Here is a 24,965-nt window from a genome sequence, read left to right on the forward strand (position 1 = left end):
CAGGAGTCGTGATGTCGAGCACCGTCCTCCCCGCCGTTTCCGACGTGCCCCTCTCGGCCGAGCGACTCGCGCGGGAGAACCTCCCCCTGGCGAAGTACCTGGCGGTCGAGAAGGCGCGGACCGCGCTGCACGTCGACCTCGACGACCTGCTGTCGGCGGCGTACCTGGGCCTGGCCGTGGCATCCCTGGAATACGACCCGGCGCGGGGGGTGCCCTTCGGGGCGTACGCGCGGACGAAGATCACGTGGGCCATCCTCAGCGAGATGCGCGCCGCCGACCCGGCCGGCGAGCGCAGCCGCGACAAGATCGAGCGGGTGCGCGTGGCGACGGAGCTCGTCCGGGTGCGCACCGGACGGCCCGCCACGCTCGCGGAGGTGGCCGCGGAATCGGGACTGGATGCCGAGACCGTCGCGCGCATGCAGCTGCTCGATGAGATGGTGCGCACCGCGACGAGCTTCGAGGCGCGGTTCGAGGGCGACGACGGGCGACAGGCGGCCGACCTCACCGACAGCGTCATCCTGCCCGAGCACGCCGCCGAGCAGGCCGAGACCCAGCGCATGCTCGAGCGCATCGTCGCGGCCCTCCCCGATCAGATGCGGCAGGTGATCCGCGGGGTCTACCTCGAAGAGCGCATGGTCAAGGACGTCGCCCACGACCTCGACGTCAGCCACGCCTACGTCTCGAAGCTGCGCCGCATCGGACTGACCCTCATGCGCGAGGCCCTCGACTCCTGGGAGAACGGCACCGCGCCGGACCGCTCCACCAAGGCCAAGGCGGCGTTCTTCGACGGCGTCTTCGGGCCCGCCGCCGCGGCTCCCGTCGTCGCCGTCCCCGCCTGAGGCGGAGAGAGCGCGGAGCAACTGGCGAACGCGCGGGAGAAATCGCGCGGTCCCGGTTACCGCGATGCCGGCCCGTCGCGAAGGTGGGGGATGGAGGGCCACGGACGGCCCCCGCACGGTAATCCCATCCACGGAGGAACAACATGGGTCTTCAGATCGCAACCAACGTCGGTGCTCTCAACGCGTACCGCAACCTGTCGGCCAACCAGGCCGACGTCTCGAAGTCGCTCGAGAAGCTCTCGAGCGGTCTGCGCATCAACCGGGCCGCGGACGACGCCGCCGGTCTGGCCATCTCCGAGGGCCTGCGCTCGCAGGTCAACGGCCTCAACGTCGCCGCGCGCAACGCTCAGGACGGCATCTCGGTCATCCAGACCGCGGAAGGCGCCCTGACCGAGGTGCACTCGATCCTGCAGCGCGTGCGCGACCTCGCGGTGCAGGCGGGTAACGACTCCAACAACGCCGACTCGCGCACCTCGATCAAGACCGAGCTCGACACGCTGGGCGACGAGCTCACCCGTGTCGCGGCCAGCACGAACTTCAACGGCATCAAGCTGCTCTCGGGCGGCGACACCCTGACGTTCCAGGTCGGCGCCGGCTCCACGGCCGCCGAGGACCAGATCGCGGTCGCCCTGACCGACTTCTCGGGTCTCGGTGCGACGGTCAAGGCCCTCGACGTCGACTCGGCAGCCAACGCGCTCACCTCGATCGCCGCCATCGACGCCGAGATCGTGAACGTCTCGACCGCTCGCTCGGGCTACGGTGCCGTGCAGAACCGCTTCGAGTCGACCATCAACTCGCTGCAGGTCTCGGCCGAGAACCTCTCCGCCGCCAAGAGCCGCATCGTCGACACCGACATGGCATCCGAGATGGTCAAGTACACCGCCTCGAACATCCTGCAGCAGGCCGGTACCGCCATGCTCGCGCAGGCGAACCAGTCGGGCCAGGGCGTTCTCCAGCTCCTGCGCTGAGTCGCAGCACTGCTGCCCTCGGGCGCCCGGGCGGGGGAGTTCTCCCGCCCGGGCGCCTTCGCATAACCCCCCATCTCGAGAGAAGGAAGACGCAGGATCATGCAGATCGACGGCATCGCCTCGGGCCTGAAGACCAAGGACCTCATCGACGCCCTGGTCAACGTCGCGGCGATCCCCAAGACCCTCGTCGCCAATCGGATCACCGATCGCAACAGCGTCATCTCGAACCTCCAGTCGCTCAACACCGCGCTGCAGAGCCTGACCGACAAGGCCAAGGCCGCGGCATCCTCCACCTCCCTCGCCCGGTACACCGCATCGAGCTCATCGGAGGCGGTGACCGTCGTCGCGGGGGAGACGGCACGGGCGTTCTCGACCGACGTCGTCGTCGACACGCTGGCACGGGCGCACGCGGTGGTCACCGCCGCGGGCGACGCGTCGGCGTTCGCCGGTCCCTTCTCGCTGGTCGGAGCGGACGGCACCGTCACCGAGCTCGCGCCGGGTGGTGGATCGGCCGCCGATCTCGCCGCCGCGATCAACGCCGCCAAGGCCGGGGTGACCGCCACGGTCGTGCCCGGCGGGCGCGACGCGCAGGGGGCGGCGCTCTCGCGCATCCAGATCACCTCGACCCGCACGGGTGCGGAGGGCGCGTTCAGCCTGCACCGCGGCACCGCGGCCGAGGTCGCGGCATCCGCGTCGATCGACGTCTCGACCGAGCCGGGCGCGGCCGTGCTCGCGCGGGGGACGGATGCCGTCATCCGCCTGTTCGCCGGGACGGCGGCCGAGCAGGTGGTGACGAGCGCGTCCAACACCTTCACCGGCATCGGAGACGGGATCGACATCACGGTGAAGGCGGTCTCGGCCGACCCGGTCACCGTGACCGTGACGCCCGATGCGAAAGCGCAGTCGGATGCCGCCTCGGCGTTCGTGAAGGAGATCGCGACGCTGCTGACCCGCATCGACAACGGATCGAAGGCGACGGTCGCCGCTCCCGGGAAGACGACCACTCTCGGCGTGTTCACCGGCGACAGCACGGTGCGGTCGCTGCGGGCGGCACTCGCCTCCGCCGTCCAGAGCCCGGTCGACGGGGTCTCGCCCTCGACCATCGGCATCAGCGTCGACAAGGCGGGGGCTCTCTCCTTCGACGCCGACCGCTTCGCCGCGGCCATGGCCGAGGATCCGGAGGCGGTGCAGGCGGTCTTCGCCGCGGTCTCGGCCCGCGTGCAGGACACCACGGCGCAGTACTCCGACAAGTACGACGGCCTCGTCACCCAGCGCATCACGGGCCAGCAGAGCGAGGTCAAGACCCTCGAGAAACAGGTCGAGCGCATGGACCTGCGCCTGGACATGCGGCGGGCGACCCTCGAGCGCACGTATGCCGCGATGGAGGTGCGCCTGTCGGGCCTGCAGTCGCGGTCGGACTGGCTCACCTCGCAGCTGTCGGCGTTGACGCCGTCGTCGAAGTAGTCCCCGCATCCCGTCCCCCGAGAAGGAGAACCCCTCGTGCCCACCGCCCTCGAACGCGCCAAGCAGGAGTACCTGGAGCAGCAGGTCAACGCCGCCACCCCGCAGCGACTGGTGACCATGCTCTACGACCGGCTGCTGGTCGACGTCGAGCGGGCCGCCGCGGCGCAGGCCGGGGGAGATGCGGCATCCGCCGGCACCTACCTCACCCACGCGCAGGCCATCATCGCCGAGCTCAGCGGATCGCTCGACGACACGTGGGACGGCTCCGACGGGCTGCGGGCGCTGTACACCTACATCACCGGGCGCCTCATCGTCGCCAACGTCGCGCGCGACGCCGACGCCACCCGCGAGTGCCGCGACCTCATCGCGCCGCTCCGCGACGCGTGGCACGCGGCTGCCGACGCCATCACGCCGGTCTGACGCCCCGTGTCGACGAACCTCGCGGCGTGGAACCGGCTGCTTGACGCGTTCGAACGATCGCTCGACGCCCCCGACGATCCCGCCGACGGTCCGGTCGAGGAACCACCCGGGCCGCCGCCGCCCGAGGTCGTCGAGCGCGCCCGCCTCGTCCTGGAGCGCCAGCGGGCGAGCATCAGCGGCCTGATGGCGGCGCGCGAGAACGTCGCCCGCGAACTCGCCGCGATCCGACGGATCCCCTCGGTCGCCCCCGACGCACCGGTGTATCTCGACGTGGAGGGGTGACACCCGGTTACGCCGTCGCCGTGGCGTCGCGATAGTCGCGCCAGAGCAGGGATCGCTCGACCACACAGCCACGGATCGGCTCGTTCTTTCGACCGGAGTGCCGCGTGCTCGATTCCGTCACCTCAACCGCCCTGTCCAGCGCGCTGGACGGGCTCGCCCTGCGCCAGCGCTCGATCGCGGAGAACATCGCCAACGTCAACACCCCCGACTACCAGGCCAAGCGCGTGCTGTTCGAGGACCGCCTGCGCAGCGCCGTCGAGAGCGGGGTCGGCGGGGTCGCACCGACGGTGGAACGCTCGCTCGAGCCCACCCGCCGCAACGGCAACAACGTCAACCTCGACACCGAGACGCTGTCGAACATCGACACCGTGCTGCGCTACCAGTTCGCGGCGCAGGCGTTGAGCGGCCAGGCGGCATCCATCACCAAGGCGATCGGGCAGGCCTCGGCATGACCTTCGACACCATCGGCATCGCCGGCACCGGGCTGACCGCGCACCGCAAATGGATGGATGCGCTGAGCGACAACATCGCCAACGTCAACACCGCCACCCCGGCGGGGCAGGACATGTTCCGCGAGAAGTACGTCACCGTCGCCGAGGGCACCCGCAGCCCGGGCGTGTACGTCACGGGCGTGCAGGAATCGACGGCCGAGGGGCGCCTGGTCTACGAACCCGACCACCCGTACGCGAACGAGGACGGGTACGTGCAGTACCCCAACGTCGACCTCGGCGACCAGATGAGCATGCTGATCCTCGCCCAACGCGGGTACCAGGCCAACGCCGCCGTGGTGGACCGCGCGAAGACGACCTACGAATCCGCCCTCCAGATCGGGCGGTCGTGATGAGCACTCCGATCGACCCCGTCGCCGCAGGGGGCGTGAGCCCGCTCGCACCGCTCAGCTTCGAGACGACGCCGGCGCCGTCGGGCGTGGGCGCCACCGCGGGTGCGCAGCCGTTCGCCGTCTCGCTCACGGCGGCGGTGGAGAACCTCCAGCAGCTGCAGTCCACCTCCAACCAGCTCGCCGTGCAGGCGGTCACGGGCGACCTCGACGACATCCACAAGGCCACGCTGGCCTCGTCGCGCGCGGGAGTGACGCTGGACCTGATGGTGGCGGTGCGCGACCGCGGCGTCGCCGCCTTCAACGACATCATGAGGATGCAGGCCTGACATGCCCCCGTTCCTTGCGACGACCATCGGCCGCGCGAAGCAGATCGCGGGCGGCTTCACGGTCGCGCAGCGCACCATCGCCGTCATCGGCGCGGCGCTGCTGGTGATGGGCGTGATCGCCCTGGGCAGCTGGCTGTCCAAACCGCAGATGAGCCCGCTGTTCACGGGCCTGAGCGCGACAGACGCGTCAGCCGTGGTCGAGCAGCTGAAATCGGCGGGCGTGCCCTACGAGCTGACCGAGGGCGGAGCGACGATCCTCGTCCCCGACGCGCAGGTCTATCCCCAGCGGCTCACCGCGGCGGCCGCAGGGCTGCCCAGCGACACCAGCGGCGGGTACACGCTGCTGGACAAGATGGGCGTGACGGCGAGCGAGTTCCAGCAGTCCGTCACCTACAAACGCGCCATCGAGGGGGAACTCGCCCGCACGATCGGGGCGATGTCGGGAGTCACCGCGGCATCCGTGCAGCTGGCGATCCCCGAGCAGAGCGTGTTCGTCGCCGAGGAACGGCATCCCACCGCCTCGGTCTTCGTCAAGACGCAGGGCGGCGGATCGCTCACCGAGGACCAGGTCGCGGCGATCGTGCACCTCACGAGCGCCTCGATCCCGGGGATGACGCCCGAGGACGTCGCGGTCACCGACCAGTCGGGCAAGGTGCTCGCCGCCGTGGGAACCGGACTCACCGGTTCCGCGAACACGCAGGCCACCGAGTACGAGGCCAAGGTCGCCTCGACGGTGACGAAGATGCTCGAGACCATCGTCGGCCCGGGCAACGCCACCGTCAGCGTGGCGGCGGACGTCGCGAACTCGACGTCGGAGCGGATGGACGAGACCTACACCGCCCCGGAGGGCGGCGTGATGTCGAACGAGCAGACGAAGACCGAGACCTACACCGGCGGGCAGGGGACGGGCACGGGTGTCCTGGGTCCCGACAACATCGCGGTGCCGAACGCGGCGGGCGGCGGCAACTACCAGGCCGAGGAGTCCACGCGCAACAACGCCGTGAACAAGAGCACCGAGAAGACCACGACCCCCGCCGGCGAGGTGACCCGCCAGACCATCAGCGTCGCCCTGGACCGGGGCGCGGTGAACGGTGTGACCGCGGAGCAGGTGCAGGCGCTGGTCTCCACCGCGGCCGGGATCAACGCCCAGCGCGGAGACACCGTCACGGTCGAGATGGTCGAGTTCAGCCAGACCGGCGCGGCGGCGGCGCAGGCGGCCCTCGACGCGGCCGAGGCGGAGAAGGCGGCGCAGATGCAGGCCGACCTGCTGCGGGCGGCGATCATCGGCGGCTCGATCGTGCTCGCGGCCATCATCCTCGTCGTCGCCCTGCTGGTGCGGCGCCGGATGAAACGGCGCACCCTGTACACCGACGAAGGCCCCATCGAGTACTTCTCGACGATCACCGAGACCGAGGAGCAGAAGCTCAAGAGCCTGAAGGGCCTCGCCGAACCGATCGCCCTGCCCGCGGCCACCCCGCCGACCAAGGTGCTCCCGACCGTCCTGGACATCGAGGAGGAGCCCGAGGCCACGCAGGTGCTGGTGGAGCAGCGACGGCGTGACGTCGAGCTGCTCGCCAAGAACGACCCGCAGAACGCCGCCAAGGCGCTGGCGAGCATGATGGACGAGGCGAGGGTATGAGCCTGTTGCAGACGCGCGTGCCCGCGGAGGACGCGGCCACCGCGGTCAGCCCCACGGCGGCCACCGAGGTGATGCCGGTCGCTCCCGCCGCGCCGGCGATGTCGGGGGTGCGCAAGGCCGCGATCGTCATGCTCAACATGGACCGCGACGTCAGCGCCGAGGTGCTGCGGCACCTCGGCGAGGCCCGCGCGGAACTGCTCGCGGCGGAGCTTGCGCAGCTGGGCGGCATCGACACCGCCGCGATCGCCGCCGCCCTCGCCGACTTCCGCCGCATCGCATCCGGGGGATCCGCCGTCAGCCGCGGCGGCCAGGAATTCGCCACCGGATTGCTCGAGACCGCGTTCGGCCGGGAGAAGGCCGTCGGCATGGTCGGACGGGTGATGTCGCAGGGGGTGGTGTCGTTCGAGTTCCTCAACAGCGCCGACCCGACCCAGCTCGCCACGATCCTCGACGGGGAGATGCCCACCACCGTCGCGGTCGTACTGGCCAACCTGCGCGCCGACCGCGCCGCCGCGGTGCTGGCGGCCCTGCAGGACCCGCTGCGCACCGACGTCGCGCAGGCCATCGCGACCCTGGGGGCGGCCTCGCAGGAGGCGATCGCGGTCGTCGCGGAGTCGCTGCGCGCGCGCACCGGCATCTTCGGCATGCGCGAGGCGCACGAGGCGACCGGGGGCGTGCAGCCCCTGGTCGACATCATCAACCGCTCCGACACCGTGCTCGAGAAGGCCCTGCTGGCCAGTCTCGAGGATCGCGACCACGACCTCGCCGAGGAGGTGCGCAGTCGGATGGTGACCTTCGCCGACATCTCCCGGCTCGAGGACCGCGACGCCCAGCGCGTGCTCCGCGGCATCGATCTGCGCGTGCTCGCCCTGGCGTTGAAGGGCGCCGACGAGCAAGTCGGCGAGGTCATCCGGCGCAACATGACCGAACGCAATCGCGAGAACCTCGCGGAGGAGGCGTCGGCGCTCGGGCCGGTGCGCATGCGGCAGGTCGACGAGGCGCGCGCCGAGGTGGTGCGCATCATCCGCGAGCTCGAGGCGGCCGAGGAGATCACGATCTCGCGCGAAGACGACGACGAACTCATCGAGTGACGCCCTCGACGACGCGCGGAGCGCGACCACCGGTTACCGCGGACGAGAGGCGTCGCGATAGTGGGGCGCGAGCACGGATCGCTCGACGACCTGGCCACGGATCGGCTTCGCCACAACCCGCAGGGTGACCGCCGTGACCGATGCAACCTTCACACCGCTGGTGCCGCCGCGCCTGGGCGGGAGCGTGCCGGACGCTCGCGCGATCAGCGAGAAGGCGCGCGTGCGCGGGTACGCCGACGGGTTCGCGGAGGGGCGTCGGCGCGCCGCGGAGGAGCTCGCGCAGGCCCGCGTCGCGCTCGAGGCGCGCATCGCGCAGCAGGAAGCCGAGGCGCGGGAGACGCTGCGCACGGCGCTCGCCGCGGTGGACGCGGTCCGCACCGATCTCGACGGGCGTCTCGCGGCTCTCGTCGCCGCCGACGCCGAGCGGCTCGAGGAATTGGCGATCGACCTCGCCGAGACGATCCTCGACGGGGAGCTCTCGGATGCCGCGCGCTCGGCCGCGCACGCGATGCGACGCGCCGTGGCCGAGGCCCCCGTCTCGACGTGGGTGCGCGCGCACCTCGCCGAGCGAGACGTGCGCACGCTCCGCGACAGCGCATCGCCGGTCCTGGCGACGGCGGAGGTCGTCGCCTCGGACGCCGTCGACGCGGGCGGGGCGATCGTGGAGCTCGCGGACGCCCGCGTGGACACCCGTGTCTCCTCGGCCCTCGCCCGCGCCCGCGCGGCGCTGCGCAGCGCCGAGGGGGGTGAGCCCGCGTGAGCACCGCCACCGCGTCGTGGCGACGCGTGCTGACCGCCGCGCGACCGGAGCGCGCCGGCACGGTCACGGCCGTGGTGGGTCTCGGGGTCGAGGTGCTCGGCATCCGGGCCGCCGTCGGCGATCGCGTGCGCATCGCGGCGGCGAACGGGCGCGGCGTCGAGGCGGAGGTCGTCGCCGTGGAGGGGGCGCGCTCGCATTGCATGCCCCTGGCGCCGCTCGCCGGGATCACGGCGGGTGCGGCGGTGCACCACGTCGGCGCCGCGGCGCTCGTGCCCACCGGACCCGCGCTGCTCGGGCGGGTGCTCGACGGACTCGGACGCCCCATCGACGATCAGGGACCGCTCGTCGCCGCCCGGCGCGTCGCGCTGGGCAACGACGCGCCCAGCGTGCTCGGCCGCCGCCGCATCGATCGTCAGCTCGGCCTCGGGGTGCGCGTGCTCGACACCATGACGCCGGTCGGGGTGGGACAGCGCCTCGGTCTGTTCGCGGGCTCCGGCGTGGGCAAGTCGTCGCTGCTGTCGATGATCGCGCGCGGATCCACCGCGGACGTCACCGTCATCGCGCTCGTGGGCGAGCGCGGTCGCGAGGTGCGCGAGTTCCTCGAAGACGATCTGGGGCCCGAGGGCCTCGCCCGCTCGGTGGTGGTCGTGGCCACCTCGGATCAGCCGGCGATGGCCCGCCTGCGCTCGGCGTTCCTCGCCACGCGCATCGCCGAGGCGTTCCGCGACGAGGGTCGCGACGTCGTGCTGATGATGGACTCGCTCACGCGGGTGGCGATGGCCCAGCGCGAGATCGGCCTGTCGGCGGGGGAGCCTCCGGCGACACGGGGCTACCCGCCCTCGACGTTCTCGGTGCTCGCGGCCCTTCTGGAGCGCGCCGGTACGGGCCCGGCGGGCTCGATCACGGGGCTCTACACCGTGCTCGTCGACGGAGACGACCACAACGAACCGATCGCGGACGCCGCTCGCGGCATCCTGGACGGTCACGTGGTGCTCGACCGCGCCCTCGCGGTGCGCGGGCACTTCCCCGCGGTGGACGTGCTCGGATCGGTCTCGCGGGTGGTGGGCAAGGTGACCACGCCCGATCAACGGCAGCGGGCAGTGATCCTGCGCAGCGTCCTCGCCGCGCGTCGGCAGGCGAACGACCTGATCGACATCGGCGCGTACACGCGGGGGGCGAACCCCCTGGTGGATGCCGCTCTGCTCCACCAGCGCGGAATCGACGCGTTCCTCACGCAATCGATCGACGAGCACTCCACGACGGACGAATCCTGGCGGCATCTGACCGCCCTCACCGAGACCTTCGGAGGCCTGAACCCATGACCTTTCCCCTCGCGGGTCTGCTTCGCGTGCGCGGCGTCCAGGAACGTGTCGCGGCGGAGGACGTCGCCCGCGCACGCACCGAGGTGCGGGCGGCCGAAGCAGCCGCGGAGCAGGCGGTGTCGAGCCTGAGCGCGATCGCGACGCAGATCGACGACCCCGCGACGTTGCGGGCCATGGCCGCCGCGCGCGCGGCCGGGCAGGCGTCGCTGGCCGACCTGCAGGTGCTCGCGCGCCTTCGGCGGGACGAAGCGGCGACCGCCGAAGCGGCGCACGTCGAGGCCCGCCGCGAACTGAAGGGTCTCGAGCGGCTCGAGGGCGCGCACCGGGCGCGCGAGCTCGAGACCGAGGCGCGTGCCGAGCAGAACGCGCTCGACGAGATCGCCACCACGCGCGCCGGTCGCAGCGAGGGGAGCGCGGCGTGAGCGTCGACGGCGTGCTCGGGCGCATCGAGGCGATCACGGGTCAGATCTCCTCGCTGCACCCGTCGTCCGCCACCGCCAAGACCGCCCCCGCGCAGACGACCGCCGCGGGCGGCGTCGCGGAGACCACGGCCACGGCGACGGCCTCGTCGAGCGCGGCGACGCGATTCGCCGACCTCCTCGAAGAGGCCGCGGCGGCCGCGCGGGAGCTCGGCACACCGACCACGTCGGCGACCCCCGCCTCCGCATCGACCGCGACGCGTCCCGCGAGCCAGGGGGATCTCGCAGCGGCGCTGCAGACGCTGTTCGCCGCGGGCACGACCGGAAGCGGCGGGCTCGGCGTCTCGGGCATCGCGTCCACCCTGACGGGACGTGGCGCATGACGCTTACGCCTCCGCCGGTCTCCGCGCCGGCGAACGCGTTCGGCGCCGGGGCGGCGACCGCGCCCCCGTCGGGTTCCGGTTCCGACACGGCGTCGGCGTTCGGCGACGCCTTCGCCCGTGCGGCCGACGCGCTCGCGCGGGGCGCCGACGTCCGCGTCGTGCCGGTGTCATCGACGGATGCCGGGGGACCGGCGTCGCCGGAGACCTCCTCTATCGCATCTCCGGCTCGGTCGGGTGAGGCGGCGCCCCGCGGGGGAGCGACGTCGGCGGAGAGTGGGGTGGCGGCATCCGCTCGGACGACGTCCGCGGTCGGCGGTCCGTCGGCTCCCGCGACGACGCGCGACGCCGACACGACGGCGCCCGCGAGGGATCATCCGCCGCTGATGACGATGCCGGCGCCCTGGGTCATGCCGCTTCCGCAGGGGGCGGTGCCCGCCGGAGTGGAACCCGCGCAGGTGTCACCCGCGGAAGCGACGCCCGCGGAGGCGTCGACCACGGGCGGCGCCCCCGCGGCGGTCCCGGCCGCGGGGACCGTGCCGGCCGGGCTGACTGGTGCGACGACGGCACAGGAGAAGACCCCCCGGGCCGCGAAGCCTACGGTCGCCGCGGATGCCGCCGAGCCGCCGGTGCTGCGGACGATGCCGGTGTGGATCGACGGCGCGCTGCCCGGCAGTGCGCCGGGGGAGGGGGAGCGACCCCGCCCCGTTCTGCGGACGATGCCCGCCGAGGCGACCCTCAGCCCGACCCCGGGGACTTCCGGGGCCGGAAGGGATGCGGCGGCGACCCCGCCCGCGGACGCTCGATGGCCGATCGACGGCGTTCCCGTCGGCGGCGCCCGATTTGGCGGGCGTTCGGAGGACGGGATCATCGCCTCCGCGGAGCTGCCGGCGACAACGGCCACCGCCCCCGCATCGCCCGTCGGGCACGCCGTCGGGGTCGCCCCGCCTGCCGGCGCCGCACCCGCGCCCGCCGGCGTCGCGACCTCGCCCGTCGGCGTCGCGACCTCGCCTGCCGGCGCCGCACCCGCGCCCGCAGGCGTCGCGACCTCGCCCGTCGGCGTCGCCATCTCGCCCGTCGGCGTTACGACCTCGCCCGCCGCAGCGGCTCCCGCGCCCGCAGCGGTTCCCGTCGCAACGGTTCCGCCCGCGGCCGTGGTGCCGGGTCTCGCCGCGCCGGGGGTTCCGGCGTCCGGCCTCGGTGCGTCGGGTATCGCTGCATCCGCCGCCCTGTCCGCCGCCGTCGCCGTGCCGGCATCCCTCCGGTCCGCCCCCGCCGCCGGCGCACCCGCCGCCGCCGTTGGGGCTGCCCGCGCCGGCGCACCCGCCCCCGCCGGCGCACCCGCCCCCGCCGGCGCACCCGCCCCCGCCGGCGCACCCGCCCCCGCCGGCGTGCCCGCCCCCGCCGCCGTCGCCGTGCCGGCACCCCTCCCGTCCGCCCCCGCTGACGCACCCGCCCCCGCCCCCGCCGCCGGGGCCGCACCCGCCGCCGGGTCTCCCGCGCTGACGGGGCGAACGGTCTCGCCCTCTGCCCCGCCCACCGCCGACCCGCGCCCCGCATCGACCCAACAGACGCCGGAGGCGCACGGAGCGTCGACCGTGCCCGTCGGCGATGCCGAGCCGCCCACCCCGGTCGCGCCGTCACCGGCGCCCGTGCTCACCCCCGCCGGCGGCCAGTCGGCGCCCGCATCCGCCGTGGCACCCGCGCCCGCCCCCGCACCGGGCGCCGCCGTCGTCTCCGCTGCGGCATCCGCGCCCCCGCGCACCTCCGCGGGCTCCGCCGTCCCCGCGCCGCTCACGCCCGCCGTCGGCGGCGCCGAGACCGCGGGTACCGCCGCTGCTTCGGCGGTCTCCGCTCCCGCCGCGACCCCGGTCGCGCCCGCGACACCGCCGCCGCCGACGGAGGCCGCGGTCCCGCGCGCGGTCGCGGCGCAGGTCGCGCCCGCGATCGTGCATCTCGCCCAGCGTCCGGCGGGGGTGCACGAGCTCGTGCTCACCGTGCGCCCCGACGCCCTCGGCCCGGTCACGGTCCGCGCCCGCATCGGCGCGGGCGGAGACGTGCGCGTCGAGCTCTCGGGAGCGACCGACGCGACACGCGAGATCCTGCGGAGCATGGTCTCCGATCTGCGGCGGGACCTCGCCGCGATCGTGCCCCACGCCCACCTCGCGGTGGGGCCGGGGGTCGGAGACAGCGGTGCGGGCGATCGCGGCCCGTCCGCCGGGTCCGGCGGTGCGCCATCCGATGCCCGGCCCGACCCGCGCGACCGCGCCCGCGCGTCTGCGTCCCCCGCTTCCGACCCCCGGATCCCCCCGATCGGCGCGGCCGCGTCGCTCGACGTCGCCCGCGCCGGCGGGCTCGACATCTTCGCCTGAGAGGACCCCCCCATGACCGTCGACGCCGTCACCGCGACAGCGAGCCCGTTCGCGACCGCTTCCCCCACCGCCGCGGCTCCGAAGAAGGAGCTCGACAGCGAGGTGTTCATGAAGCTGCTCGTCACGCAGTTGACGAACCAGGACCCGTCCACCCCGATGGACACCAACCAGATGATCTCGCAGACGACCCAGCTGGCCATGATGGAGCAGCTCACCGCGATGAGCCGCAACAGCTCCGAGGCGTTCGCCCTCAACATGCGGCGGGCGGCCACCGCCCTGATCGGGCAGCGGGCCGGCTACCTCGACGCGGCCGGCGCCCCGGCTTCGGGGATCGTCTCGAAGGTGTCCTTCGAGGGATCCATCCCGCAGGTCACGATCGGCGACGTCACCGTGGCCCTTGACGCGATCACCTCGGTCACCCCCGCCACCTCCGCGACCCCCTGACGACCACCGTCCTGACGACCACCCCCTGACCTCCACCGCTCGACCACCCACACGAAAGAGACCCTCATGCTCCGTTCGCTCTTCTCCGGGATCTCCGGACTCCGCTCCCACCAGACGATGCTCGACACCACCGGCAACAACATCGCCAACGTCAACACGGCGGGCTTCAAGGGCTCCTCGGTCCTCTTCGAGGACTCGCTCTCGCAGGTCGTCGGCGAAGCCGGCATCCCGGATGCCGCGAACGGCGGTCGCAACCCCGCGCAGGTGGGTCTCGGCGTGCAGGTCGGCGGCATCCGCACCAACTTCGCCCAGGGGGCGGCCCAGACCACCGGCCGCGGCAGCGACCTGATGATCCAGGGCGACGGGTTCTTCGCGGTGCGCTCGGGCGGGGAGACCCTCTACACCCGCGCGGGCGGCTTCTCGTTCGACGGTCAGGGCAAGATGGTCACCGCCGACGGCTCGCTCGTGCAGGGCTGGTCGGCGCAGAACGGGGCGGTCGACACCGGTCAGGTGCCCGGTACCATCTCGATCCCGCAGGACCTCGTCTCGGCCGCCCGGGCGACCACCACCTCGACCGCGACCGGAAACCTGCCCTCCACCGCCGCGGTCGGAACGCAGCTCGTGCGCGACATCGCGGTCTACGACGCCCAGGGCACGAAGACCTCGCTGAGCCTGACGTTCACGCGCACGGCCGCCGGCTGGGACGTCGCCGAGCCCGTCAGCGGAGCGACCGGTGCCCTCGCCTTCACCGACGGACGTCAGACCGCCGGTCTCACGCTGAACGCCGGGGGGATCGCCGTCGACCTCAGCGCGGTGACCGGCTTCGCCGACATGAGCACCATCGCCCTCACCGGCCAGAACGGCGCCGCCGCGGGCACGCTGAAGTCCTACGCGATCACCACGGACGGCTCGATCGTGGGCACCTTCAGCAACGGGCGCACCGAGACCCTCGCGAAGATCGCCATGGCGACCTTCGCCAACGCCGAGGGGCTCGAGAAGGTCGGCGGCACGGCCTACCGTGCGAGCGTCAACAGCGGAGAGGCGCAGATCGGCGAGGCAGGGCAAGCCGGTATCGGCTCGCTGCTGTCCGGCGCGCTGGAGATGAGCAACGTCGACCTCTCGCAGGAGTTCACGAACCTCATCGTCGCGCAGCGCGGCTTCCAGGCGAGCGCGCGCGTCATCACCACGAGCGACGAGGTGCTGCAGGAGCTGACCAACCTCAAGCGCTGATCCCGCGATCGCCACCCGCGCGGCCCGCCCGAGTTACCCCGGGCGGGCCGCGTCGCGATAGTCCGCCCCGTCCCCTCCCGCAGCGAAAGCCGAGACCGTCCCCGAATGATCACGCTCACCCGCCTCGACCACACGCGGTTCGCGGTGAACCCCGATCTCATCGAGCGCGTGCACGAGTCTCCCGACACGACCCTGCACATGGTCGACGGCCGGGTGTACAACGTCGAGGAGAGCCTCGACGAGCTGATCGCGCGGATCGTGGCCTACCGGGCGCGCGTGCTCGCCGCGGCGTCCGCGCTCTCGGCTCCCGCCGCCCAGGACTGACCGACGTGGACATCGCATTCATCATCGGCGTGGTCGCCGCCTTCGGCGCCCTGTACGCCATGATCACGATGGAGGGCGCGTCGCTGAGCGCGCTGTTCCTCCCCGCCCCCATGATCCTTGTGCTCGGGTCGACCATCGGCGTCGGCATCGCCAGCCACACCCTGCGTGACGCGATCGCCGCCTTCGGCTCCCTCGGTCGTATGGTGCGCGGCCCGCGGTCCACCCCTTCCGCCGTCATCCCGGTCCTCGTCGGCTACGCCGAGAAAGCCCGCACCGACGGGCTGCTGCGCCTGGAGGAGGAGCTCGACTCCGCTCCCGACGACTACACGCGTCGCGCGGTGCAGGCCCTCGCCGACGGGGTGGATGCCGAAGACCTGCGCACCCTGATGCTCGACGAGATCGACTCGGAATCGGCGCGCAACCGCGTCTCGGCGAAATTCTTCGCCTCGCTCGGCGGATACGCGCCCACGATCGGCATCGTCGGCACGGTCGTCTCGCTCACGCACGTGCTCGAGAACCTCAGCAAGCCCGACGAACTCGGGCACATGATCGCCGCGGCCTTCGTCGCCACGCTCTGGGGTCTGCTCTCGGCCAACTTCATCTGGAACCCCATCGCGGGCCGGCTGAACCGCATGGCCACCCTCGAGCAGGAGCGGATGACGCTGGTGTGCGAGGGCATCCTCGCGATCCAGGCGGGGAGTCCGCCTCGGTTGCTCGAGGAGCGTCTGCTCGCGATGACGACCTCCGCCCCGGCGAAGAAGAAGCCACCGCGCGCCGACGCCGCCCCCGCGGTGGAGGACGCCGCGTGACGAGCGCCCGGCGCGCGGGCGGACGGGGGCATGAGGATGCCGCGCACGACGAGCCCGACGAGCGATGGGCCGTGTCGTACGCCGACATGGTGACCGTGCTGATGTGCCTGTTCATCGTGCTGTACGCCGTGTCGGTCGTCGACGAGACGAAGTACGACCAGCTCAAGAACGGCCTCGCGGCTGCATTCGGCCAGTCCCAGGTGGAGGGCGGCGGCGATCTCACCGAGGGGCTGGTCATCCCGCCCGAGCTGCTCGACGACAACGGCGTGCGCGATGTCGCGGCGCGCGCCGCGCAGGAGCTGGACGGCCTCGAGAAGATGCGTCAGCAGATCACCGACGCCCTGGCATCCCAGGGTCTGCAGGACACGGTCGACTTCGTCATCGACGACCGCGGCTTGAAGATCGGACTGGTGGGGGCCGAGACGTTCTTCGCCGACAACCGGGCGGATCTGAGCGAGAAGGCCGATCGCGTCCTCAGCCTGATCGGCGACGTGCTCGCGGCCACCGACAACCAGATCAGCATCGAGGGCCACGCCGATCACCGCGCCGCCGTCCCGCCGTTCGAGAGCAACTGGGAGCTCAGCAGCGGACGCGCGACGAAGGTGGCGCGCTTCCTCGTCGAGCAGAAGAGCATCGCCGGCACGCGCGTCCAGGCGGTGGGGTTCTCCGACCAGCGTCCGATCGTCGTCGGCGACAGCGTCGAGGACCTCGCCGCGAACCGCCGCGTCGACATCGTCGTGCTGTCCACCGCCGACGAGCAGGTGCGCTCCCTCATCCCCGGCCTCGTGCAGGCCGCCGCGCAGAGTTGACCCGTGAACAATCCCCTGGAGGACAGGCCATGACGACAGCGGCCGTTCGCGACGACCCCCTTCGTCGCTATCCCGCGTACGACTTCAGTCGACCGGCGCAGCTGGGCCGCGAGCACACGCGCCAGCTCGAGGCCGCGTTCGAGACGTTCGCGCGCCAGTGGGCCTCGCAGCTGACGGCCAAGGTGCGCCTGCGCACCCACCTCGTCCCGGAGGGGCTCGAGCTGGTGTCGTACCAGGAGTACGCCGACACCCTCCCGACGACCACGGCCATGGTGGCCGGCTCCACCGCGGGGCGCGAGGAGCCCTGCGTCGTGCAGTTCGGTCTCGACAGCGCGCTGGCCTGGGTCGTGCAGATGCTGGGCGGGAAGCCCGGTGGAGGCGTCGAAGCGCGCACGCTCACGCCGATCGAGACGGCGCTGATCCTGCAGGTGATGGACGGTACCTTCGAACTGCTCAGCGCGTGCATGGGCCCGCTGCTGCCGGGGGCGGTGACCTTCTCGGGACTGCACTACAACCCGCAGTACATGCAGGTCATCTCGCCGGGGGAGGCCGTCATCGTGGCGCGCTTCGCGATGAGCGCGGGTGAGGCCCGCAGCACGGCGACGGTGATGCTCCCGGCCGCGATCGTCGTGGACCAGCTCGCCGAGAGCGACCGTCACGCCGCCAACGCCCACCGCGACGGCGCGATGCGCGACCAGCTGAATGACACCCCGCTCGAGGTGTCATTGCGCATCTCGCCCCGGGTGATCGGCGCCGGCGAGGTCCTCGACCTGGCGCCCGGCGACCTGCTGCGGTTCGCCCACCCCGAGACGAAACCGTTCGAACTCGTCGTCGGCGACACCCCGATCGCCCGCGCGGTCCCGGGGGCGCAGGGCTCGCGCCTCGCCTGCACCATCACCACCATCCACGAGGAGAAGACCCGATGAGCACCTTCCACGCCGCCGCCATGGCCGCCGCGATCGCGGCGAAGCTCCCCTTCGCGTTCCCGGTGCTCCCCGCCCCCTCGACCGACCCGGGGGCCACCGGTCGCGCCGTGGCCGTCGCCTTCGCCGGTGCCCCCGGCGCGACCGTCGCGATCCAGGTCGCCGACGTCGCGACGCTCGACGACGGCTCCGCCGGGAGCGCCCTCGCCGACCGTCTGCATCCCGTGTTCGAAGCGGCGGTCGCCGTGCTGGGCGCCGGCACGCTCGGCGACGGCGAGGAGGTCGACGCGGCGGGGGTGTTCACGGTTCCCGGCGCCCAGGTCTTCGACCTCGTGCGCGAGGACGGCTCGGTCGTCGCGCGCGCGGCGATCCGCATCGACGACGCCGCGGCGGCGGCCCCGGCCGCCCCCACGCGCATCAGCCGCATCGCCGGCGTCGAGATGGAGCTCGTCGTCGAGATCGGCCGCACGCGCATGGCGGTGCGCGACGTGCTCTCGCTCGAACCCGGTCGGGTGGTCGAGCTCGACCGCGCGGCCGGCTCACCCGCCGACATCACCCTCAACGGACGCCTGATCGGTCACGGCACCGTCGTGGTGGCCGACGGCGATTACGCGGTGCGCGTCGAGCGCATCATCGACCAGGCGGAGACCGCATGAGCGGCGACGAGCTGCTCCTGGCGCTGCGCACGATCGTCTCGCTCGCGGCCGTCGTCGGGCTGCTGCTGTTCCTCGGCCGTCGGCTGCAGAAGGGGCAGGCCGCGGGCGGCAGCCCCTTCGCAGCGCTCGTGCCGCGTCGCCTGGGCCGTCTGCGCGAGCTCACCGGCGCGCGTGCCGCCGCCGCTCCGCGCGCCAGGGCGGAGAAGATCACGCTCGTCGCCCGCACCACCCTCGGCGCCAAGGCGCAGCTCGTCGTCGCCGAGTTCGGCGGCATCCGCTACGTCCTGGGCGTGAGCGAGAAGGGCATCGACGTCGTCGACACCCAGGAGGCCCCGACGGCCGCGGTCGACGCGTCCGAGGTGGACGCGTCCGGGGACGACGCGTCCGAGAACGTGATCTCGCTCGCCGACGCCGGCGGGGCCCGCGGGGAGGATGCCGGGACGAGCACCGCCGCCTGATCGGGCCGCGTGGTCGGTTACGCCCGCCGCCACCGTCGCGATAGTCGGTCGCGAGCACGGATCGCTCGCACCCCTGGCTACGGATCGGCCTCGACACCCTCGCGAAAGTGCCGTCGTGCCCGCATCCCCCTCCCGCGCCGTCGCGGTGCGCGTGGATCGCCGGGATCCGCGGCGACGGACGCGCGTGGCGGGGTGGGCGGCCGCGGGCGTCGCTGCGCTCGCGCTCGTCGGCGCGCTCGACCTGCTCACGGCGCACAGCGCGTCCGCCGCGACCGGGGAGTCCGGCGGCATCAGCATCAACGGGATCAACGGGTCGCCCTCCGACAGCATCACCACGCTGCTCGGCATCACGGTGCTCAGCGTCGCCCCGGCACTGCTGCTGATGATGACCAGCTTCACGAAGATCTTCGTCGTGCTCGCGCTCACCCGGAACGCGCTGTCGCTTCCGTCCATCCCGCCCAACCAGGTGCTCGCGGGCCTCAGTCTTTTCTTGACGCTGTTCATCATGTGGCCGGTGCTCGCCGACATCAATCAGGTGGCCGTCACGCCCTTCACCTCCGGGCAGATCGACTTCGGTCAGGCCTTCGACGCGGCCCAGCAGCCGCTGCGCACGTGGATGCTGCACTTCACGCGCGAGGAGGACATCGCCCTGATGCACCGCGCGGCGCAGATGGACAACCCGGCGGCGCCCGACAGCATCCCGCTGTACACGCTCATCCCGGCCTTCATGCTGAGCGAGCTGCGGGCGGCGTTCGTGATCGGCTTCATCGTTTTCATCCCGTTCCTGATCATCGACCTCGTCGTCTCGAGCGCCCTGATGTCGATGGGCATGATGATGCTCCCGCCGGTCATGATCTCGCTGCCGTTCAAGATCCTGCTGTTCCTCCTCGTCGACGGGTGGGGGCTGGTGATCACCTCGCTGGTGCAGTCGTATCGGGGTGCCGGATGAAGCCCGAGGCGGTCATGGACATCGGCCTGAGCGCCCTGATGCTCGCGGCGAAGCTGAGTGCGCCGCTGCTCATCACGGCGCTGGTCGTCGGCTTCGCGATCTCGCTGCTGCAGTCGATCACGCAGGTGCAGGAGATGACGATGTCGTTCGTGCCGAAGCTCATCGCCGTGGGCATCGCGCTGCTGGTGTGCGGCAACTGGATGATCGCCGAGAGCATCGCGTTCACGAACGAATTGTTCGCGCGAATCCCCTCGTTGCTGAACGGCGGCGGATGAACCTCGCGATCGACTTCGTGTGGCTCGAGGCCACGGCCCTGGCCATCGTGCGCATCACGGCGTTCCTGGTCATCGCTCCGCCCTTCAGCCACGGGGCGATCCCGCTGCGCATCCGCGCCATGCTCGGCGTCGGCCTGGGCCTGGCCGTCTCACCCGTCGTCGTCGCCGGCTATCAGCGCCTCGACACCGGCGGATTTCTGCTCGCGCTCGCCGGTCAGGTGCTCGTGGGCAGCCTGCTCGGCTTCCTCGTGCTCGTGCTGTTCAGCGCGGTGCAGAGCGCCGGCTTCCTCGTCGACACCTTCGGCGGCTTCCAGCTCGCCCAGGCTTACGACCCCGGGATGAACGTCAACGGCGCCCAGTTCACGCGCCTGTTCCAGATGACGGCGATTCTGCTGCTCTTCGCCTCCAACGGCTATCAGCTCGTGCTCGGCGGTCTGTTCCGCTCGTTCGACGCCGTCTCCGTCGCCGGGACCTTCGACCTCGGACGACCCGCCGAGGTGCTCACCGACGCGGTCGGGCAGATGCTCGTCAGCGCCGTGCAGATCGCCGGCCCGCTGCTGATCGTGCTGTTCCTCGCGGACGTGGGCCTCGGGCTCGTCTCCCGCGTCGCACCGGCGCTGAACGCGTTCGCCCTCGGCTTCCCCATCAAGATCGCGCTGACCCTGCTGCTGGTCGGATTCGTCTTCACCGCCCTCCCGGCCATCGTCTCCTCGCTCGCGGGCGACGCCGCGCAGGTGCTGATCGGGGTGACGCGATGAGCGGGACCGATACGGGGGAGCGCACCGAGAAGGCGACCCCGGAGCGCCTGCGCAAGGCGATCCGCAAGGGGCAGATCGGCCGGAGCCAGGACTTCACGGCGTGGGTGTGCATCGGCGCCGCGGGCGTGATGATCCCGTCGACGGTGGATGCCGCGTCCCGAGCCGTGTCGCAGCCCCTGGGGGCCCTCGCCGCGGTGGCGCGCGACCCGGATCCCGCGCGGGCGATCGAGGCGATCGGCCACGCCGTCGGCACGGTCGGCGAGGTACTCGCCCCGCTGCTCGTCGTGGTGCTGGTGGCCACGACCGCCACGGCCATCGCGCAGGGCGGCATCCGGTTGCGCGGCATCCCGACGCGCGTCGAGCAGTTCGACATCGTGGCGGGACTGAAACGCACTGTGGGCAAAGCAGCCCTGTGGGAGGGCGCGAAGGCGCTGCTGAAGACGGCCGCCATCGGCGCCGCCCTGTGGATCGTCGTCGCCGGCCTCGTCCCCGTGCTGATGGGCAGCGGCCGTCACACCGTCGGCTGGCTCCTGGAGCTGGCCGGCGGGGGAGTGGCGACCCTGTTGCAGGTCGCGGTGGCCGTGGGCCTGCTCCTCGCCGCGATCGACGTCTTCGTGGTGATGAAGCGCAACCGCCAGCACACGCGCATGACGAAGCAGGAAGCGCGCGACGAGCACAAGAAGAGCGAGGGCGACCCGCTCATCAAGTCGCAGCGTCGAGCGCGTCAGATGGCGGTGAGCCGCAACCGCATGATCGCGGCCGTCGCCGACAGCGACGTCGTCCTTCTGAATCCGACGCACATCGCCGTGGCCTTGCGCTACGAGCCGGGCCGGTCGGCCCCGCGCGTGGTTGCGAAGGGCGCCGGGGTCATCGCGCAGAAGATCCGCGAGCGCGCCGAGAGCGCGAAGGTGCCGATGGTGCGCGATGTCGCGCTCGCGCGGGCGCTGCACGCGGCGGTGGACGTGGGGCACGAGATCCCCGAGCACCTCTACACCGCGGTCGCGCAGGTGCTCGCCTTCGTGCAGCAGCTGCACAAGAGGGGGTCGCGGGCGGGAACGCACACCATGCCCCCCGCGGCCCTCGTCGGGCGCGAGCTGTGACCGTGCGCCCCGAGGCCGCGCGCCGAGCGACCGCGCGCCCGGCGACGAACCGACCCGGCCACGGGAACACCACGAGAGAGCGGGAATCATGATCGGTGGAGTGCTGTCGAAGGGCGCCGTCCCCCTCGGCGTCGTGGGGATCATCCTGCTGCTGATCGTGCCGATCCCGGCGGCGCTGCTCGACGTGCTCATCGTGTCGAACATCGCCTTCGCGCTGCTGATCCTGCTCACGGCGATGTTCGTGAAGAAGCCGCTCGACTTCTCCGTCTTCCCGAGCCTGCTGCTGGTGGCGACCCTGTTCCGGCTCGGTCTGAACGTGGCGTCCACGCGCCTGATCCTGGGCGAGGCGCACGCCGGCCAGGTCATCGCGGCGTTCGGTCAGATCACGATCAGCGGTTCGTTGGTCATCGGTGCGGTCATCTTCCTCATCCTGGCCGTCATCCAGTTCGTCGTCGTCACCAAGGGCGCGGAGCGCGTCGCGGAGGTCGGCGCCCGCTTCACCCTGGATGCCATGCCGGGCAAGCAGATGGCCATCGACGCCGACCTGAACGCGGGCCTCATCACCGACGAGGAGGCCCGCCGCCGGCGCGCCGAGGTCGCCGCCGAGTCGGACTTCTACGGAGCGATGGACGGAGCCAGCAAGTTCGTCAAGGGCGACGCGATCGCCGGCATCGTCATCCTGATCATCAACTTCGCCGGCGGCATCGTCATCGGCATGACCATGCACGGCATGAGCATCGACAAGGCGCTCGAGACGTACAGCCTGCTGACGATCGGCGACGGGCTCGTCACCCAGATCCCGGCCCTGCTGATGGCCGTGTCGACGGGCATGATCGTCACGCGCGAGAACGCCGAGGCCGAGCTCGGCCGGGCCGCGGGGCGCCAGCTGCTCCAGTCGCGCAACGCGCTCATCATCACGGCGATCGCGGCGCTGGGGATGGGGCTCATCCCGGGGATGCCCTTCCTGGCCTTCCTCGCGATCGGTGCGGTCCTGCTCTTCGCGGCGTCGCGCGTGAAGGCGAACGCGGATCGGGCCGCGGCCGACGAGGCCGACGCGCAAGCGCAGCTCGCCGTCGAGGCCGCGGCGGAGCGGCCGGACGACCTCATGGACACGATGCGCGTCCACGCGCTGGAGATCTCGCTCGCCCCCGACATCGTCGACCTGGCCGCGGGAGGGCAGGGCGACCTGCTCACCCGGGTGAAGGCGCTTCGGCGCAAGGTCGCCCTCGAGCTCGGCGCCCTCATGCCGCCGGTGCGCACGCGCGACAACGTCGAGCTGCCGTCCGAGACCTACGCGATCCTCGTCGCCGGCGTCGAGGCGGGCCGGGGGATCGTGCCCCGCGGGCACGTGCTGGCCCTCGGGACGGGGCTGGAGGGCCTCCCCGGGACGGCGGTGGTCGACCCGGTGTTCGGCCTCGAGGGCAAGTGGGTGCGCACGGAGTTGTCGCACGCGGCCGACCTGGCCGGGGCGACGGTCATCGACCGATCCAGCGTCATCATCACCCACCTCTCCGACATCGTGCACGCGCACGCGCACCGGCTGCTCTCGCTCGAGGACGTGCGTCAGCTCACCGAGCACCTGAAGCAGACGAACCCCGCAGCCGTCGAGGAGCTCACCCCGACCCTCCTTCCCCTCGCCGTGGTGCAGCGGGTGCTCGCGAGCCTCCTCGCCGAGCGCGTGTCGATCAACGACCTCGGACGCATCTACGAGGCCCTCGCCCTCCGCGCGAAGTCGTCGACCGAGATCCCCTCCCTCGTCGAGGCCGCCCGCAGCGCCCTCGGCCCGGCGATCGCCGCGCGGTTCGCCCGCGAGGGGCGCCTGCGCGTCGTCATGTTCGACCCCGTGCTCGAGCAGCAGATGCTCGAAGGGCTCCGGCAGGTCGAGGGGCGTCCGCAGATCGTGCTGAGCGCCGAGGCGACGATGCAGCTGCTCGAGGGCATCCGCCGCACCGTCGGCGAGCTCGACCCCGCGGGCGCGGAGCCGATCCTGGTGTGCGCGCCGTCGCTGCGCCAGGGGGTGCGCGCCCTCGTGTCGGGTCAGGTCGCGGGGATGCCGATCCTGTCGTACGACGAAGCCGCGATCGGCGGTTTCGCGACCGACGTCGTCGGCGTCGTGCGCCTCGAGCAGGTCGCCATCGGCTCCGTATGAGGTGCTGAATCCGCTCGTCATCGAACGGAAAAGGTATATTCGTCGGCAGGACGGCGCTCCGCGCAGAAGCCAGGGAAGGCGGTCACTCCGACATGCTCGTACTCACGCGACGACCCAACGAGAGCATCATGATCGGCGACGACGTGACGGTCACCGTGCTGGGGGTGACGGCGACGGGCGTGCGCATCGGCATCGACGCTCCCCGCGACACCCGCATCCACCGCAGCGAGATCGTGGTCGCCGTCGGCACCGAGAACCACGACGCCCTGAGGGCGGCCCGTTCCGACGAGGCGCAGAACGCCCTGCTGACGGCGCTTCGCGCGTCGACGCCGGCCGAGTAGGCCGCGCTCCGGCGGGCCGTCGCAGCACGGGCCCCGGCCGGGGCGGGTTACTGGGGCGTCGCCGCGTCGCGATAGTGGCTGTCGTGACGGGTGGACCTGTCACGACGACTCGACCCGAACGAGGAGACCCCGTGGCCGCCACCGACCTGAGCATGCAGCTGCTGCGTCAGCGTGAGCTGCTCGAGCTCATGCTGTTCAAGCTCGAGGAGCTCGAGATGCTCGTGACGACCGGGCGCACGCGCTGGGTCCAGCACGCCACGACCGAGGTCGAGCGCGTCGCGAAGGCCCTCGCCTCGGGGGCGATCCTGCGCGACACGATGTTCGTCGACGTCGCGACGGAGTGGGGCGCTCCGGAGGCGACCACGCTGCGCGAGCTCGTCGAGATCGCGCCGACCGAGGCGTGGCGCGAGGTCATGGGCTCCCACCACGCGGTGATGACCGGACTCGCCGACGAGATCGCCCAGAAGAGGAACACCGTCAATCAGCACCTGCGCACGGCACTGCGCGTGACGCAGGAGACGATCGCCGGGCTGGGCGAGCCCACCGGCGAGTACGCCGCGAGCGGGGCGCTCGTCGGCGGTGGCGGATCGCGTCTCCTCGACGTGCAGGTCTGAGCG

At 72.3% G+C, this 24,965-nt stretch carries 30 protein-coding genes; all 30 read left to right on the forward strand.

The features are described from left to right. The first annotated feature begins 11 nt into the window (after positions 1 to 11). The 30 genes from AB0N80_RS10900 (at position 12) to AB0N80_RS11045 (ending at position 24,962) form a co-directional block, all read left to right on the forward strand. The gene (locus AB0N80_RS10900) at positions 12 to 839 is read left to right on the forward strand and encodes a sigma-70 family RNA polymerase sigma factor (RefSeq protein ID WP_315993272.1); all 828 of its coding nucleotides are present in this window, start codon (positions 12 to 14) and stop codon (positions 837 to 839) included. Between the two features lie 143 nt (positions 840 to 982). Then, positions 983 to 1,807, forward strand: a complete 825-nt coding sequence (locus AB0N80_RS10905; RefSeq protein WP_315993271.1) for a flagellin — start codon at positions 983 to 985, stop codon at positions 1,805 to 1,807. Between the two features lie 99 nt (positions 1,808 to 1,906). After that, entirely contained in the window at positions 1,907 to 3,271 is a 1,365-nt protein-coding gene (gene fliD, locus AB0N80_RS10910; RefSeq protein ID WP_363578747.1) for a flagellar filament capping protein FliD, read from the forward strand. A 36-nt stretch (positions 3,272 to 3,307) separates the two neighbouring features. After that, positions 3,308 to 3,691: a flagellar export chaperone FliS gene (gene fliS / locus AB0N80_RS10915; RefSeq protein WP_315993269.1), complete on the forward strand. Its 384-nt coding sequence runs from the start codon at positions 3,308 to 3,310 to the stop codon at positions 3,689 to 3,691. A gap of 6 nt (positions 3,692 to 3,697) precedes the next feature. Next, entirely contained in the window at positions 3,698 to 3,973 is a 276-nt protein-coding gene (locus AB0N80_RS10920) for a hypothetical protein (RefSeq protein WP_315993268.1), read from the forward strand. Between the two features lie 104 nt (positions 3,974 to 4,077). Next, on the forward strand, positions 4,078 to 4,425 hold the full coding sequence (locus AB0N80_RS10925; RefSeq protein ID WP_315993267.1) for a flagellar biosynthesis protein FlgB: 348 nt from the start codon (positions 4,078 to 4,080) through the stop codon (positions 4,423 to 4,425). Beyond that, entirely contained in the window at positions 4,422 to 4,814 is a 393-nt protein-coding gene (gene flgC / locus AB0N80_RS10930; RefSeq protein ID WP_315993266.1) for a flagellar basal body rod protein FlgC, read from the forward strand. Before AB0N80_RS10925 ends, flgC begins: the two co-directional genes overlap by 4 nt. Then, positions 4,814 to 5,140, forward strand: a complete 327-nt coding sequence (locus AB0N80_RS10935; RefSeq protein WP_315993265.1) for a flagellar hook-basal body complex protein FliE — start codon at positions 4,814 to 4,816, stop codon at positions 5,138 to 5,140. The genes flgC and AB0N80_RS10935 overlap by 1 nt, the downstream gene beginning before the upstream one ends. Position 5,141: 1 nt before the next feature. Continuing rightward, entirely contained in the window at positions 5,142 to 6,779 is a 1,638-nt protein-coding gene (gene fliF, locus AB0N80_RS10940; protein WP_363392928.1) for a flagellar basal-body MS-ring/collar protein FliF, read from the forward strand. Then, positions 6,776 to 7,870: a flagellar motor switch protein FliG gene (gene fliG, locus AB0N80_RS10945; RefSeq protein WP_363392925.1), complete on the forward strand. Its 1,095-nt coding sequence runs from the start codon at positions 6,776 to 6,778 to the stop codon at positions 7,868 to 7,870. The genes fliF and fliG overlap by 4 nt, the downstream gene beginning before the upstream one ends. Positions 7,871 to 8,003: 133 nt before the next feature. Beyond that, positions 8,004 to 8,630, forward strand: a complete 627-nt coding sequence (locus AB0N80_RS10950) for a FliH/SctL family protein (RefSeq protein WP_363392922.1) — start codon at positions 8,004 to 8,006, stop codon at positions 8,628 to 8,630. Continuing rightward, positions 8,627 to 9,952, forward strand: a complete 1,326-nt coding sequence (locus tag AB0N80_RS10955) for a FliI/YscN family ATPase (protein ID WP_315993261.1) — start codon at positions 8,627 to 8,629, stop codon at positions 9,950 to 9,952. The genes AB0N80_RS10950 and AB0N80_RS10955 overlap by 4 nt, the downstream gene beginning before the upstream one ends. Then, the gene (locus AB0N80_RS10960) at positions 9,949 to 10,374 is read left to right on the forward strand and encodes a flagellar FliJ family protein (RefSeq protein WP_363578748.1); all 426 of its coding nucleotides are present in this window, start codon (positions 9,949 to 9,951) and stop codon (positions 10,372 to 10,374) included. Before AB0N80_RS10955 ends, AB0N80_RS10960 begins: the two co-directional genes overlap by 4 nt. Further along, positions 10,371 to 10,754, forward strand: a complete 384-nt coding sequence (locus AB0N80_RS10965; protein ID WP_315993259.1) for a hypothetical protein — start codon at positions 10,371 to 10,373, stop codon at positions 10,752 to 10,754. The genes AB0N80_RS10960 and AB0N80_RS10965 overlap by 4 nt, the downstream gene beginning before the upstream one ends. Continuing rightward, entirely contained in the window at positions 10,751 to 13,123 is a 2,373-nt protein-coding gene (locus AB0N80_RS10970; RefSeq protein WP_363578749.1) for a hypothetical protein, read from the forward strand. The genes AB0N80_RS10965 and AB0N80_RS10970 overlap by 4 nt, the downstream gene beginning before the upstream one ends. Before the next feature lie 12 nt (positions 13,124 to 13,135). Next, complete coding sequence (locus AB0N80_RS10975; RefSeq protein ID WP_363578750.1) at positions 13,136 to 13,567, forward strand: flagellar hook capping FlgD N-terminal domain-containing protein; 432 nt, start codon at positions 13,136 to 13,138, stop codon at positions 13,565 to 13,567. 66 nt (positions 13,568 to 13,633) lie between these two features. Continuing rightward, positions 13,634 to 14,797 carry a flagellar hook protein FlgE gene (locus AB0N80_RS10980; RefSeq protein ID WP_363578751.1) on the forward strand — a complete coding sequence of 388 codons (1,164 nt, stop codon included), beginning with the start codon at positions 13,634 to 13,636 and terminating at the stop codon, positions 14,795 to 14,797. A 105-nt stretch (positions 14,798 to 14,902) separates the two neighbouring features. After that, on the forward strand, positions 14,903 to 15,121 hold the full coding sequence (locus tag AB0N80_RS10985) for a flagellar FlbD family protein (protein ID WP_363392904.1): 219 nt from the start codon (positions 14,903 to 14,905) through the stop codon (positions 15,119 to 15,121). Between the two features lie 5 nt (positions 15,122 to 15,126). After that, positions 15,127 to 15,930, forward strand: coding sequence for a MotA/TolQ/ExbB proton channel family protein (locus tag AB0N80_RS10990; protein WP_315993254.1), 804 nt, complete (start codon positions 15,127 to 15,129; stop codon positions 15,928 to 15,930). Continuing rightward, positions 15,927 to 16,739: a flagellar motor protein MotB gene (locus AB0N80_RS10995; RefSeq protein ID WP_315993253.1), complete on the forward strand. Its 813-nt coding sequence runs from the start codon at positions 15,927 to 15,929 to the stop codon at positions 16,737 to 16,739. The genes AB0N80_RS10990 and AB0N80_RS10995 overlap by 4 nt, the downstream gene beginning before the upstream one ends. Before the next feature lie 29 nt (positions 16,740 to 16,768). Then, positions 16,769 to 17,665, forward strand: a complete 897-nt coding sequence (locus tag AB0N80_RS11000) for a flagellar motor switch protein FliM (protein WP_315993252.1) — start codon at positions 16,769 to 16,771, stop codon at positions 17,663 to 17,665. Further along, positions 17,662 to 18,318, forward strand: a complete 657-nt coding sequence (locus AB0N80_RS11005; protein ID WP_363578752.1) for a FliM/FliN family flagellar motor switch protein — start codon at positions 17,662 to 17,664, stop codon at positions 18,316 to 18,318. The genes AB0N80_RS11000 and AB0N80_RS11005 overlap by 4 nt, the downstream gene beginning before the upstream one ends. After that, on the forward strand, positions 18,315 to 18,776 hold the full coding sequence (locus tag AB0N80_RS11010; protein WP_363578753.1) for a flagellar biosynthetic protein FliO: 462 nt from the start codon (positions 18,315 to 18,317) through the stop codon (positions 18,774 to 18,776). Before AB0N80_RS11005 ends, AB0N80_RS11010 begins: the two co-directional genes overlap by 4 nt. Positions 18,777 to 18,960: 184 nt before the next feature. Continuing rightward, positions 18,961 to 19,725 (forward strand): flagellar type III secretion system pore protein FliP, encoded by a 765-nt coding sequence (gene fliP / locus AB0N80_RS11015; protein WP_363578940.1) that lies wholly within the window; start codon positions 18,961 to 18,963, stop codon positions 19,723 to 19,725. Continuing rightward, positions 19,722 to 20,000, forward strand: coding sequence for a flagellar biosynthesis protein FliQ (gene fliQ, locus AB0N80_RS11020; protein ID WP_076674472.1), 279 nt, complete (start codon positions 19,722 to 19,724; stop codon positions 19,998 to 20,000). Before fliP ends, fliQ begins: the two co-directional genes overlap by 4 nt. Beyond that, positions 19,997 to 20,758 (forward strand): flagellar biosynthetic protein FliR, encoded by a 762-nt coding sequence (locus AB0N80_RS11025; protein WP_315993248.1) that lies wholly within the window; start codon positions 19,997 to 19,999, stop codon positions 20,756 to 20,758. The genes fliQ and AB0N80_RS11025 overlap by 4 nt, the downstream gene beginning before the upstream one ends. Beyond that, a complete protein-coding gene (locus tag AB0N80_RS11030) occupies positions 20,755 to 21,858 on the forward strand; it encodes an EscU/YscU/HrcU family type III secretion system export apparatus switch protein (protein WP_363392886.1) in 1,104 nt (367 codons plus the stop codon). The genes AB0N80_RS11025 and AB0N80_RS11030 overlap by 4 nt, the downstream gene beginning before the upstream one ends. Before the next feature lie 88 nt (positions 21,859 to 21,946). Beyond that, positions 21,947 to 24,007 carry a flagellar biosynthesis protein FlhA gene (locus tag AB0N80_RS11035; RefSeq protein WP_363578754.1) on the forward strand — a complete coding sequence of 687 codons (2,061 nt, stop codon included), beginning with the start codon at positions 21,947 to 21,949 and terminating at the stop codon, positions 24,005 to 24,007. A 92-nt stretch (positions 24,008 to 24,099) separates the two neighbouring features. Beyond that, entirely contained in the window at positions 24,100 to 24,348 is a 249-nt protein-coding gene (csrA, locus tag AB0N80_RS11040; protein WP_315993245.1) for a carbon storage regulator CsrA, read from the forward strand. 131 nt (positions 24,349 to 24,479) lie between these two features. Beyond that, a complete protein-coding gene (locus AB0N80_RS11045; protein WP_315993244.1) occupies positions 24,480 to 24,962 on the forward strand; it encodes a flagellar protein FlgN in 483 nt (160 codons plus the stop codon). Positions 24,963 to 24,965 lie beyond the last annotated feature (3 nt).

This window comes from Microbacterium sp. NPDC089188 (assembly GCF_040685155.1).
Lineage (GTDB): Bacteria > Actinomycetota > Actinomycetes > Actinomycetales > Microbacteriaceae > Microbacterium > Microbacterium galbum.